Annotated in this window: 10 protein-coding genes; 5 read left to right on the top strand and 5 right to left on the bottom strand. The window is 69.4% G+C overall.

Annotated elements, in window-relative coordinates:
• Positions 1–63: 63 nt before the first annotated feature.
• Positions 64–1122 (top strand): SdiA-regulated/phytase-like domain-containing protein, encoded by a 1059-nt coding sequence (locus tag CDO52_RS05205; RefSeq protein ID WP_026126089.1) that lies wholly within the window; start codon positions 64–66, stop codon positions 1120–1122.
• 74 nt (positions 1123–1196) lie between these two features.
• On the opposite strand, the gene CDO52_RS05210 is transcribed toward CDO52_RS05205, so the two are convergent.
• The 3 genes from CDO52_RS05210 to CDO52_RS05220 form a co-directional block, all read right to left on the bottom strand.
• A complete protein-coding gene (locus CDO52_RS05210) occupies positions 1197–2192 on the bottom strand; it encodes a glycerophosphodiester phosphodiesterase (protein ID WP_017620263.1) in 996 nt (331 codons plus the stop codon).
• Positions 2193–2299: 107 nt separating this feature from the next.
• A complete protein-coding gene (gene serC, locus CDO52_RS05215; protein ID WP_017620262.1) occupies positions 2300–3421 on the bottom strand; it encodes a phosphoserine transaminase in 1122 nt (373 codons plus the stop codon).
• A gap of 288 nt (positions 3422–3709) precedes the next feature.
• Complete coding sequence (locus tag CDO52_RS05220) at positions 3710–4816, bottom strand: citrate synthase 2 (RefSeq protein WP_017620261.1); 1107 nt, start codon at positions 4814–4816, stop codon at positions 3710–3712.
• Between the two features lie 144 nt (positions 4817–4960).
• On the opposite strand from CDO52_RS05220, the gene pdxH reads away from it, so the two are divergent.
• From pdxH to CDO52_RS05235, 3 genes are all read left to right on the top strand, one after another.
• The gene (gene pdxH, locus CDO52_RS05225; RefSeq protein ID WP_026126088.1) at positions 4961–5626 is read left to right on the top strand and encodes a pyridoxamine 5'-phosphate oxidase; all 666 of its coding nucleotides are present in this window, start codon (positions 4961–4963) and stop codon (positions 5624–5626) included.
• 288 nt (positions 5627–5914) lie between these two features.
• Entirely contained in the window at positions 5915–6625 is a 711-nt protein-coding gene (locus CDO52_RS05230; RefSeq protein ID WP_017620259.1) for a metal-dependent transcriptional regulator, read from the top strand.
• Positions 6626–6821: 196 nt separating this feature from the next.
• On the top strand, positions 6822–9086 hold the full coding sequence (locus tag CDO52_RS05235) for a SpoIIE family protein phosphatase (protein ID WP_017620258.1): 2265 nt from the start codon (positions 6822–6824) through the stop codon (positions 9084–9086).
• A gap of 246 nt (positions 9087–9332) precedes the next feature.
• Here the strand turns inward: CDO52_RS05235 and CDO52_RS05240 are convergent, their stop codons facing one another.
• A complete protein-coding gene (locus CDO52_RS05240; protein ID WP_017620257.1) occupies positions 9333–9518 on the bottom strand; it encodes a hypothetical protein in 186 nt (61 codons plus the stop codon).
• Positions 9519–9556: 38 nt separating this feature from the next.
• Positions 9557–10699: an acyl-CoA dehydrogenase family protein gene (locus tag CDO52_RS05245; protein ID WP_017620256.1), complete on the bottom strand. Its 1143-nt coding sequence runs from the start codon at positions 10697–10699 to the stop codon at positions 9557–9559.
• A gap of 273 nt (positions 10700–10972) precedes the next feature.
• Between CDO52_RS05245 and CDO52_RS05250 the strand changes: the two genes are divergently transcribed.
• The gene (locus CDO52_RS05250; protein ID WP_017620255.1) at positions 10973–13012 is read left to right on the top strand and encodes an MDR family MFS transporter; all 2040 of its coding nucleotides are present in this window, start codon (positions 10973–10975) and stop codon (positions 13010–13012) included.
• The last annotated feature ends 23 nt before the right edge of the window (positions 13013–13035 follow it).

Consider the following 13035-nt stretch of genomic DNA (forward strand, 5'->3'; position numbering starts at 1 on the left):
GCATGCCCACAAGGCGTGGGTTGCAAGCCATGGTGCTTGCGGTGCGATGGGAAGATAGCGGACATGAGGAAACGCGCCGTGCTGGCCCTCCCGATCATGTGCGCGGTGCTTTCCGCGACGCCCGGCGCCGCTGACGTCACCCCCGCTCCGCCCGAATCCTCCCCCCAGGAGTCGGCCGGGAAGAACGTCCCCGAGGGCTCCGAGGTCCGCTTCCGCATCGACGACCCGCGGATCCGGGAATCCAGCGGCATGGCGGCGTCCCGGCGGCACGAGGGCGTGTTCTGGACCCACAACGACAGCGGCGACTACGGGCCCGAGATCTACGCGGTCGACGAGGACGGACGCGTGCTCGCCACGGTCACCCTGACCGGGGACGGTGTGGACGCGCGCGACTGGGAGGCCATCGCGATCGGGGAGGACGACGACGGCGAGCCCGCGATCTACGTCGGCGACATCGGCGACAACTTCAACGGCGGCTGGCCGAACGTGCGTGTTTACCGGCTCCCGGAACCCGCGCGGCTCACCGACCAGACCGTCGAGGCGACGACGTTCACCTTCACCTACGAGGACGGTGGCCGCGACGCCGAAGGCATGATGATCGACCCGCGCGACAACCGGCTCTACGTCGTCAGCAAGGAGATCGGCGGGGGCGTCTACGCGGCCCCGGACACCCTCGACCCGGCGGGCGCCAACACCCTCACCCGTATCGACTCCGCTCCGCTGTACCCCACCGACGCCGCCTTCGCCCCCGACGGCTCCCAGTACGCCATCCGCACCTACTGGGGCGCCACCATCTACGACGCCGCCGACGGGGTCGACGGCCGCATCATCGACCGCATCAGCCTCCCCAAGACGGACCAGGGCGAATCCCTGACCTACCTCCCGGACGGCAGCGGCCTGCTGGCGGGCTCGGAGGGCGCGTCCAGCCCGGTCTGGTACGTCCCGCTGACCGATCTCGCCTCCGCGGCCCCCTCGCCCTCCGATACCCCGGACTCGCCCTCGGCCGAGCAATCCCCCACCGAGGCGGACTCAGGCGGCGGCGCCGCCCTCCTCATCGGCTCGGGCGTCGTGGTTGCCGCACTGCTCATCGCGGGCATCGTCATCCTGGTCCGACGGATCTGAAGCGGGCGGGCGACCGTCCTCCGCCAGTTCCCCGTCGGCGGGGCCGGTGAGCGACGCGCGTGTCCGCGCGGCGATCACCCTTCCTGCATATAGATCTCCCGTGCCAGGAAGGCGTGGCGGGAGTGGTCGCTGAAGACGCCGTCGACGCCGGCCTGGAAGAACAGCTCGTACTCGGCGGCGAAGCCGCCGTAGGCCCCTGCGTCGTCGCCGGAGCGGAGGCCGGCCGGGAGGAAGTGGTTCTCGCTGCGGAAGGTGTAGGGGTGGACGAGGAGACCGGCCTCGTGGGCGTCGTCGACGAGGGTGGTGGGCTCGGTGAGGTCGCCGTTGTCGTCGCGGCCGATGATGGAGTTCTTGTTCGGGCCGATGGCGTGGGCGAAGGTGGCGACCTCGGCCAGGCCCTCGGGCGTGAGGTAGCGCTGCCAGTGCTCCTCGGTGCCCATAAGGAAGACCAGCGGCAGCTCGGTCTCGGCCAGCTTCTTCAGGCTGTCGGCCTCGAACGACTGCAGGAAGACCGGGACCTCGGGCTCCGGGCCGGTCAGGCCGTGCTCGCGCAGGGTCGCGATCAGCGGCGGCTCCAGGTCCAGGCCGATCGAGACGTGGTACTCGGGATGCTTGGTCTCCGGGTAGATCCCGATCGGGCGGCCCAGCTCGGCGGTGAGCCGCTTGGCCAGCGCGATGATCTCCTCCAGGGTGGGGATCTCGTACTCGCCGTCGTGCGAGGTGTTGTCGGGGCGGATGTCGGGGATGCGCTCGGTGGTGCGCAGCGTCTTCAGCTCGTCGAGGGTGAAGTCCTCGGTGAACCAGCCGGTGTGCTCCTCGCCGTCGATGACGCGGGTGGTGCGGCGGTCGGCGAACTCGGGGTGGTCGGCCACGTCGGTGGTCCCGCCGATCTCGGGCTCGTGCCGCGCGACCAGGCGGCCGTCCTTGGTCGCGACCAGGTCGATCTCGATGAAGTCGCCGCCGACGCGGGCCCCCAGCTCGTAGGAGCCCAGGGTGTGCTCGGGGCGGTGGCCCGACGCACCGCGGTGCGAAATGATCTTGATGCTGGGTTCCTGCTTGTTCCTGCGCACAGCCGAATCCATCCCCTGCGGGCCCGCTGGCCCGATCTACCCCGACATGACGATGACCGGCCCAGACAACACCGGACCGGTCATCATGTCTATACGTTTCTCGGCGGTCAGGCCAACTTGCCGACGACGTGGTCGATGCACTCGGTGAGCGCCTGCACGTCGGCCGGCTCGATCGCCGGGAACATCCCGATGCGCAGCTGGTTGCGGCCCAGCTTGCGGTACGGCTCGGTGTCCACGATGCCGTTGGCGCGCAGCGTCGCCGCCACCGCGGCGGCGTCCACGTCGTCGGTGAAGTCGATCGTGCCGACGACCTGCGAGCGCTGCGCCGGGTCGACCACGAAGGGGGTGGCGAACGACGCCTTCTCCGCCCAGTTGTAGAGGATCCCCGACGACTCGGCGGTGCGGCCCACGGCCCAGTCGAGGCCGCCCTGGCCGTTCAGCCACTCGATCTGCTCGGCGAGCAGCAGCAGGGTCCCCACGGCCGGTGTGTTGTAGGTCTGGTCCTTGCGGGAGTTGTCGATCGCGGTCGGCAGGGAGAAGAACTCCGGCACGTAGCGCCCGCTGTCGGCGATCTCGGTGACCCGCGCCAGGGCCCGGGGCGACATGATCGCGATCCACAGCCCGCCGTCGGCGGCGAAGCACTTCTGCGGCGCGAAGTAGTAGACGTCGGTCTCGGCGATGTCGACCGGCAGACCCCCGGCACCGCTGGTGGCGTCGACCAGCACCAGCGCGTCGTCGGCGGCGCCCGCCGGACGGCGGATCGGCGCGGCCACGCCGGTGGAGGTCTCGTTGTGGGTGAGCGCGTAGGCGTCCACCCCGTCCTCGGCGCGCGGCTCGCCGTGCGTCCCGGGGTCGGTGGCGATGACGGAGGGCTCCGCGAGCCACGGCGCGCCCTTGGTGACCTTGGCGAACTTCGAGGAGAACTCGCCGAACGACAGGTGCTGGGACTTCTCCCGGATCAGGCCGTGCGCGGCGATGTCCCAGAAGGCGGTGGTGCCGCCGTTGCCGACGACGACCTCGTAGCCGTCGGGCAGTGCGAACAGGTCCGCGAGACCGGAGCGGACGCGTCCGACGAGGGACTTCACTGCCTTCTTCCGATGGGAGGTGCCGAAGTAGGTCGACCCGGACGAAGCGAGGGCGTTCAGTTGCTCGGGACGGACCTTCGACGGGCCGCAGCCGAAACGTCCGTCTTTGGGCAGGAGGTTCGCGGGAATCTGTATTTCGGTCACGCGGACAGGGTACTTGGCGGGGTCGTCGCGACGCAGGTGAGGGGGTGGGGCTTCAGGGGCGGAGAAGGGGAGATTCCGGGCTGAAAATCCCTTTCGGTGGAGTTTGTCGTGCGGAAGGATAATTCCATCGCGGAAATGTGTGCGGAGAAGTGACGGCATATCGCGACATCACATTCGGGTGCCGTCCCGACGAGCGAGTGACGGCGCCGAGCGGGCGAGCCCGCGCCCGGCGTCGTGGGGTCGGGCGCTGGTCGTCCGCTGGTCCCGGCGCGGTGTCCGCGGGCGCGCCTAGATGCCCTCGGCCAGTGCCTCCTCGGCGCCGGGAACGGTCGCCATGTCCCGCTCCGCCGGACCGATATAGCTGGCGCTGGGCCGGATCAGTCGGCCGGTCTGCTTCTGCTCCAGGATGTGCGCCGCCCACCCGGCGGTGCGCGCGCTGGTGAACATCGACGTGAACAGCGTCGAGGGGATCTCGGCGAAGTCCAGCACGACGGCCGCCCAGTACTCCACGTTGGTGGCCAGCACCCGGTCGGGCTTGCGGGCGTGCAGCTCCTCCAGGGCGGCGTTCTCCAGGGCCGCGGCGACCTCGAAGCGGGGCGCGTCGAGCTCCTTGGCGGTACGCCGCAGCACCCGCGCCCTCGGGTCCTCCGCGCGGTAGACGCGGTGGCCGAAGCCCATGATTCGTTCGCCCCGGTCCAGTGCCTGGCGGACATAGGTGCGCGCGTCGCCGATGCGCTCGGTCTCGTCCAGCATGTGCAACACGCGCGCCGGGGCACCGCCGTGCAGCGGGCCGGACATCGCGCCGACGGCGCCGGACAGCGCGGCGGCCACGTCGGCTCCGGTGGAGGCGATGACGCGGGCGGTGAAGGTGGAGGCGTTCATGCCGTGCTCGGCGGCGGAGGTCCAGTAGGCGTCCACCGCCTTGACATGCTGGGGGTCCGGCTCGCCGCGCAGCTCGATCATGAACCGCTCGACAACGGACGTGCCCTGCTCGATGCTGCTTCGCGGGACGCGCGGTGCCTCCCCGCGCGCGGACTGCGCGATGAGGGACAGGGCGGTGGAAGCGGCGCGGGCGAGGTTGTCGCGCGCTTCGGCGTCGTCGATGTCGAGCAGTGGTTTGAGGCCCCAGCGCGGCGCCAGGGTCGCCAGGGTGCTCTGCACGTCGACGCGGACGTCGCCGGTGCGCACGGGGTCGTCGATGGGATCGGGGAAGGGAAGTCCGGGGCTGAAACTGTCGTCGACCAGCAATCCCCACACCCGCCCGAAGGTCACCCGTCCGACGAGGTTCTCGATGTCGACGCCGCGGTACCGGAGGGCGCCGCCTTCCTTGTCGGGCTCGGCGATTTCGGTCTCGAACGCCAGGACTCCTTCGAGCCCGGGTCTGAAGTCCGACATATCGGCTTCCTCCGTCTCCTCGGTCCAGCGGATAGAAGTCCATCCATTGAACCGGTAGGGGATTTTCCGATGGCGGGTGAGGTGGCGATTACGGGTCTCCTATGGGTGGCGCCTACCCCGCGGGTCATGTGAAGATGCTTCACTGTGAACCATTTTGACCCTGCTGAGCTGCGCGAATCCTATGGCCGTTCACCACTGCGCCTCTCGGACCTTGTCCCGCACCCCATGGAGCAGTTTCACACGTGGTTCACCCAGGTGCACGGATCCGGGGTGGTCGAGCCGAACGCGATGATCCTGTCGACCGTCGAGCCGTCGGGCGCTCCCCGGGGCCGCACGGTTCTGATGAAGGGCTACGACAGCTCGGGGCTCCGCTTCTTCACCAACTACCGCTCGCGCAAGGGCCGCGCTCTGGAGTCGGACCCGCGTGTCTCCGTGGTGTTCCCCTGGCACCCGATGTCCCTCCAGGTCATGATCATGGGCAGTGTCGAACGTCTCAGTGACGCGGAGAACGACCGCTATTTCCGGTCCCGCCCCCGCGGATCGCAGATCGGGGCGTGGGCCAGCGAGCAGCAGTCGTCCCCCGTCGAGGGGCGGGCGGAACTGGACGAACGCTACGAGCGGCTGCGGCACGCGTGGCCCGACGGCGTCGAGGTGCCCCGGCCCCCGTACTGGGGCGGATACCGCGTTCACCCTGGTGAGATGGAGTTTTGGCGGGGCAGTCCGGACCGGATGCACGATCGGTTCCGCTACCTGCTGGTCGAGGGGGAGTCGGCCGACGGGAGATGGGTGGTCGAGCGTCTCTCTCCCTAGCGGCGTCCCCGGCTCCTGAGCCGTGCGTCTGGCAATTGTCGGATCGCCGTGATATCAGGGGTTTCCGGCCGCGCCTTAGCCGTGGTGCGGGGCACACCTGCTGGAAACGGCGTGTCGCCTGCCACGCTATGATGTAACCATCGGTGGCCGCTCCCGCGGCCAGGGGCGCACGGGCTGGGCATCGACTCGGGGATCGGGTCAGCCGCCCACGGAATCCGCCGCCACTGGCCCGTGTTGAGAGTTCTACCGTTGTCAACTCTCAACGGGCCCATGATGGGAGGGAGAGCCTTGACCGCACACGGCCTTATCGACACCACGGAGATGTATCTCCGGACGATCTTCGAGCTCGAAGAAGAGGGCATTGTGCCGCTTCGGGCGCGGATCGCGGAGCGTCTCGCGCAGAGTGGCCCCACGGTCAGTCAGACGGTTGCCCGGATGGAGCGCGATGGCCTGCTTCGCGTCGAGAACGACCGCCACCTCGTGATGACCCACGAAGGCCGTCGGCTCGCGACGCACGTCATGCGCAAGCACCGGCTGGCCGAGCGCCTGTTGGTCGACGTCATCGGACTGCCCTGGGAAGAGGTCCACGTCGAGGCGTGCCGCTGGGAGCACGTGATCTCCGAGGCCGTGGAGGAGCGCTTGGTGCGGCTGCTCAACGCCCCCTCGGTCTGTCCGCACGGCAACCCCATCCCGGGGCTGGACGAGCTCGGCCTGGAGGACTATTCTCCCGAGCCCTTCACCGACGACTCGATCGTGCCGATGCTGGACGTCGCGAACGGCACGGAGACCAAGGTGACGGTGCGTCGGATCAGCGAGCAGCTGCAAAGCGACACCGATGTCATGCTGGATCTGAAGCGTGCCGGGGTACAACCCGGGAAGGAAGTGACGCTTCTGCTGAGCGATGACGGCGTGCGGGTGATTGGTGGGAGCGACAGGAATGGCGAGCGCAGCGAACTGGATCGGCACATCGCCGGCCACATTTTCGTCGCCAAGCCATAACTACGTCGCGGGGTGCCCCAGGGTGTCCCGCGATGCCGGAATGTCGCGTTGTTAAGCGGAGATCTCCATGCGGGGGCTATGCTCATGCCATGGCCGGGGCCGGTCGGTATGATCTCTCGTCCGCCCGTCCCGCAGGGGCGATGTGGATCGCGCAGGGCATCGTGAAGACGGTCCATGACGGCAAGGTGGCTGCTGTATGAAGCGGTGGGGGGAAGCCTTCTACGACGATGGCGCGCTCTCCGGTGCTGAGGTCTTCGAACAGGCGCAGATCGCTGTTTTCGTGGCCGACCGCTTCAGTCACCTCATGTACTGGAACACGTTCGCGCGCGAACTGCTCGGCTTCGCGGACGACCGCGATCTCCTCGGCATCTCCCTCCTCGACATGGGCGTGCACGAGGCCGACCACGAGCGTGCCGCCCAGCTCGCCCGCCGCGTGCTGAAGGGCGAGACGTGGGAGGGCACGTTCGCCGTCCTCCGCTCCGACTCCACCTGGATCCACCTGCGATCCCACGCGGTCCCGCTGCGGCACAGCTCCGGGTCGATCGAGGGCATCGTCCTCTTCGCCCACGAGGCCATGCGCTACGGCCGGGTGGAGGAGCAGTACGGCCTGCTCGACCGGGTGGGCAGCCGCCTGGCCAGCTCGCTCGAATTCGACACGACCGTGAAAGCGGTCGCCGAGATCCTCGTGCCCCAGTTCGCCGACCACTGCTTCGTCGACCTCTTCGACCACGACCGACTCGTCCGCCGCGTCTCGGTCCACGCCGAGGGCTGGACTCCGCCCCCAGGCACCTGGTTCGACGTCGGTGAAGAGGTCCGATATCCCGATCGGCACTTTGTCTACGAGGCGATGCGCACCCTGCAGACGCAGGTCGTCACCGATCGCATGCACCCCGTCGACGTCGCCGGCGAGCGCTCGACCCAGGTCGCCGAACAGGTGGGGGTGACATCGGCCATCGCGGCGCCTCTGCGCGCCCGCGGTGAAACCCTGGGCGTGCTCACCCTCGCCCTCTCCCGCCTGTCCCCCCGCGAGAAGACGAGCTACGGCGGCTTCGACCGCGACCTGGTCGGCGCCATCGCGTCGCGGGTCGCACTCGCCATCGACAACGCCCGGCTGTTCGAGGAGGAGCGCAGCACCGCGCTGGCGTTCCAGAACAGCCTGCTGCCCAGCTCCTTCCCGCCGTTCGACGGCCTGTCGATCGCGCACCGCTACGTCCCGGCCAAGCCCTTGGAGGCGCACGGCCACGGCATCCAGACCCAGGTCGGCGGCGACTTCTACGACGTCATCCCGCTGTCGGCGGGGCGGGTCGGCATGGTCGTCGGCGACGTCGAGGGCCGCGGTCCGCACGCCGCCGCGGTCATGGGCCAGCTGCGCGCCGCCCTGCGCGCGTTCGCCCAGGCCGACCGCGAACCCGCCGACATCCTGCGGGAGCTGGACGAATGGGTGCGCCGCCTCGGTCGCCCCGACGGCGACGGCGGTACCTGGGTGCCCAGTGTCAGCTGCCTCTACATGGTCTACGACGCGTGGTCGCGGTCGCTGTCGTACGCGAACGCGGGGCACCAGGCGCCGCTGCTCATCAGCGACGGGCAGGTGTCGGAGCTCGCCCTGGAGGTCACCGACACGCTGCTGGGCGTCAAGCACAAGGGCGTCCCCTTCGACGACGCCATCTACCACCAGGCCGACCTGACCCTGCCCCCCGGCGCCACGCTGCTGCTCTACACCGACGGGCTGGTCGACCGCCGTCCGCTGGGCGGCACGGTCAACCTGCACCGGTCGCTGGCCCAGTTGGTGGAGGGCGTGCGCGCGGTCGCGGACCGGGGCGTCGAGCAGATCGCGGAGACCGCCGTCACGGCGGTGCCGGGGGAGATCGACGACGACACCGCGCTGCTCGTCGTCCGCTCCCACCCCGAGGAACTGGCGATCCAGGAAGAGTGGTTCGCCGCGGAGCCGCCCACGGTCGGCGCGGCCCGCCACATGGCCTCCAGTACGTTCCGCAGCTGGGGGATGGACCGCGATCAGGCGGAGCTGGCCTGCCTGCTGGTGTCGGAGATCGTCACCAACGTCGTCATCCACGCGACGCCGGCGCCGGTGCACCGGGAGTTCACCACCGACGGCGTCAAGGATTCCGATCTCCCCTTCACTCCCGGCGGCGCGATGGGCCTCGACGACTTCGACGAGGACTGGTCGGATCTGCTGGAAGAGGTCCAGGAAGCTGACGCGTCGGCGACGGACGAGGACGACGAGCGCCGCCGCTTCCTGCTGCGCCTGCGCCGGGGAGCGTCGTCGGTGTGGGTCGAGGTGTTCGACCACGACCTGCGCCTGCCGCGGATCCGCAGCGCGGGCGCCGACGACGAGGGCGGCAGAGGCCTGTACCTCGTCGACCAACTGGCATCCAGATGGGGATCGCGCCCCACTCCGGACGGCAAGGCCGTGTGGTTCGAGATCCCGCTGAAGGGCGAATAACGCCAGGAGCTGGTCCGCGGCCCATGTCGGCCGGTTGATGGTCCGATGATCCTGTACTGGTCTCGTGCCTCAGCGCCAGGACCCAGCCCACGACAACAGGCACAGGAACACGCTGTGTTGGCCTAGGGGGCGGCCCCCGCTCCCCGTCGGCCTCAGCGCCAGGACCACGCCCACAGCAACAGACAAAGAAACACGCTGTGTTGGCCCAGGGGGACGACCCCCTTCGACCCCCGCTCCCCGTCGGCCTCAGCGCCAGGACCACGCCCACAGCAACAGACAAAGAAACACGAAGAACACGACGATCCCCCCGGTCGTCCAGGGGATGTGAACTCGGGGGCGGAGCTTGCGCACACCGAGGACGAGGAGGATGACCAGGAGACCGAGGACGATCAAGCCGTCCCACGCGCCGCTCGCCGCCGCTGCGACTGCCATGCGATGTGACCCTTTCACCGAGACCCGTCGGGGGGTGGCTACAGGCCGAGCGAGCGCCCCACGATCTCCTTCATGATCTCGCTGGTTCCTCCGAAGATCGACTGGATTCGGGCGTCTTGCCAGGCTTTCGCCACCGGGTACTCCATCATGTACCCATACCCGCCGTGCAACTGCAGGCACCGGTCCATCACCTTGTTGGCCAGCTCGGTGGTCCACCACTTGGCCTTGGCCGCGTCCTCGATCGACAGCTCACCACGATTGTGCAGGGCGATCGCGCGGTCGACGTAGGTGCGGGCGATGTCCACCTCGGTGGAGAGTTCGGCCAGGACGAAGCGGGTGTTCTGGAACTTGCTGATGGGGCGGCCGAACGCGGTCCGCTCCTTGCAGTAGGCGATCGTGGCCTGGAGCACGAACTCGGCTCCGGCCACTGCCGCCACGGCGATCGACAGGCGCTCCTGCGGCAGGTTGTTCATCAGGTGGATGAACCCCTGGTTCTCCTCGCCGATGAGGTTGGCGGCCGGGACGCGCACGTCGCTGAAGAACAGCTCGGCGGTGTCCTGCGCCTTCAGGCCGATCTTCTCCAGGTTGCGGCCCCGCTCGAAGCCGGGCATGCCGCGCTCGACGGCGATCAGCGAGGTGCCGTGCGCGCCGCCTTCCTCGCTCGTGCGGACCACCACGATCACCAGGTCGGAGTTGATCCCGTTGGTGATGAACGTCTTCTGGCCGTTGACGATGTAGTCGTCGCCGTCGCGGACCGCGGTCGTCTGGATACCCTGCAGGTCGCTCCCCGCCCCGGGTTCGGTCATCGCGATCGCGGTGATCAGTTCGCCACTGCAGAATCCGGGCAGCCAGCGCTGCTTCTGCTCCTCGGTGGTCAGCGCCACCATGTAGGGCGCCATCACGTCGTTCTGCAGGGTGAAGCCGAGGCCGCTGGCGTGCGCGCGGCAGATCTCCTCGCCGACGACGGCGTTGAACCGGTAGTCGTTGGTGCCGGAGCCGCCGTACTCCTCGGGAACACCGAGGCCGAGGATGCCGACCTTTCCGGCCTTCTCCCACACCTCGCGGGGGACGATGCCCTCCTTCTCCCACTCACTGTGGAAGGGGGTCACCTCGCGTTCGAGGAACTCCGCCACCGATTCGCGGAAGAGGTCGTGCTCGGTGTCGAAGAGTTCCCTCTGCATGGAGTCGCTCCTTCACTCGCGCCTGTGCGGCGAAATGGGGCATGGGACCGTTGGCTCCACGGTAACCGAATCATGTTCGGTTTTACAGGGGGTGGGTCGGCGTCGAGCTGCGGCGCGGCGCCGTCGCGAACGACCGAAACCACGCCAGGGCGCCCGGCGGGCCGCCTCCGCGCGGAGTACGCGGAGGGCAAACACGAGGTGTCGCTCCCGCCGCGCGCACGCCGGTGAAGCGTAAGGTCAGGCTGCGGATTCGATGCTGAACGGGGGATCAGCATGCAGGCGCACGCCGCGGATCTTCGGGAGCGCCGAGAGGACGGTCAACGGCCCGCCGTCCTCGTCATCATGGGGGCGCTGCTCCTGACAGTGCTCCTCGCCGCGCTGGACCAGACGATCGTCTCGACGGCGCTGCCGACGATCGTTTCCGACCTGGGCGGCCTCAACCACCTCTCCTGGGTGGTCACCGCCTACCTGCTCGCGGTCACCGCGAGCACACCGCTGTGGGGGAAGCTGGGCGACCAGTTCGGCCGCAAGTGGATCTTCCTCGGTTGCATCGCGATCTTCCTGGCGGGCTCGGCGCTGGCCGGGATCTCCGCGACCATGCTCCAACTCATCCTCTTCCGCGCGCTGCAGGGCATCGGCGGCGGGGGCCTGATGGTGCTGGCCTCGGCGATCATCGGCGACGTGGTGTCGCCCCGGGAGCGCGGCCGCTACCAGGGGCTCTTCGGTGCGGCCTTCGGGTTGTCGAGCGTCGCCGGGCCGCTGATCGGCGGACTGTTCGTCGACCACTTCTCCTGGCGCTGGGTGTTCTACGTCAACATCCCGCTCGGACTCCTCGCCTTCGGGGCTGTGCTGCTCGTCCTGCCCGCCAGCGCCTCCGCGCGCGAGCGGCACCGTATCGACTACGTGGGCACCGCCCTGGTCGCCGCGGCGGCCGTCTGCGTCACGCTGCTGGCCTCCTGGGGCGGCAGCACCTACGCCTGGACCTCCCCGGTCATCATCGGGCTGGGCGGGGCGGCCGTGGCCCTGGGGGTGCTGTGGTGGCAGAGCGCGAAGCGCGCGGTCGAGCCGGTGCTGCCGCTGCGCCTGTTCTCCTCCCCGGTGATCCGCGTCGGCATGGCGATCAGCTTCTGCGTCGGCTTCGCGATGATGGGCTCGATGGCCTTCCTTCCGCTGTTCCTGCAGGTCGTCCACGGCTACTCGCCGACAGCGTCGGGGCTGTCCCTGCTGCCGATGGTCCTGGGCATGCTGGTCACGTCGATCGGCAGCGGGATCCTGGTGACCAAGACGGGGCGGTACAAGGTCTTTCCCATCCTGGGCGGGGCCGTCATCACGGTCGCGCTGGCGCTGCTCTCCCTCCTCGGCCCGGACACGAGCTTCGTCGAGATGGGGGTCTACTTCCTGCTCCTCGGCCTGGGGTTGGGGCTGGCCATGCAGGTGATCGTGACCGCCATCCAGAACGCCGCCGAGTACCGCGACCTGGGGGTGGCCACGTCCTCCGCCACCTTCGCCCGCTCGATCGGCGGGGCGTTCGGCACCTCGGTCTTCGGAGCGGTGTTCTCCAGCCGGCTCGCCGGCAACCTGCGGGAGCGCGCGGCCGAGATCACCCTGCCGCCGGGCGTCACCTTCGAGTCGATCGAGGGGGATCCCCAGGTGGTGGACCGGCTTCCGCCCTCCGTCCAGGCGGGCTTCCTCACCGCCTACGCCGACGCGATCGACGTCGTCTTCCTCGCCGCAGTGCCCGTCGCCCTCCTCGCGTTCCTGCTCGCGCTGATACTGAAGGAGATCCCGCTGCGCACCACGGTGGCCTCCCCCGACCTGGACGAGGCGGTGGCACCGGTGTGGACGTGCCGGGCGCCGCTGGACCGGGTGGAGCGGGCGGTGTACCACGTCGCCGACGACCAGGGCGCACGCAAGATCTACGCCGACCTCGCACGCGTCGCCGGGCTGGACCTCTCACCCGGCAGCTGCTGGGTGCTGACCCACCTGGCGTGTACGGGGCCGATCACCCCCGAGGAGCTGGCGCGGCTGGCGCACTGCCCGCCGGACGTCACCGAGGAGGTCCACGACGAGCTGCGGCTGGCCGGGCTGCTGCGCGAGAACGGCCCCGCCTGGCAGCTGAACGCGCGCGGCAGGGACGCCGCCCGGCGGCTGTACGACGCGCAGCGGACGGTGCTGCGCGCGATGCTGGAGGAGTACGCGGCGCAGGAATACACCGAGCTGGTCGCCTTGCTGGAAGAACTAACGCGGGACACGCTGGGTGACGAGCATGATGCCGGACTCGTCCGCGACCCGGTGCCCCACCGGCCCCTGTGAGGCGGGGCGGCGCTTCGGGTGAT

The organism is Nocardiopsis gilva YIM 90087 (genome assembly GCF_002263495.1).
Taxonomy (GTDB): Bacteria; Actinomycetota; Actinomycetes; order Streptosporangiales; family Streptosporangiaceae; genus Nocardiopsis_C; species Nocardiopsis_C gilva.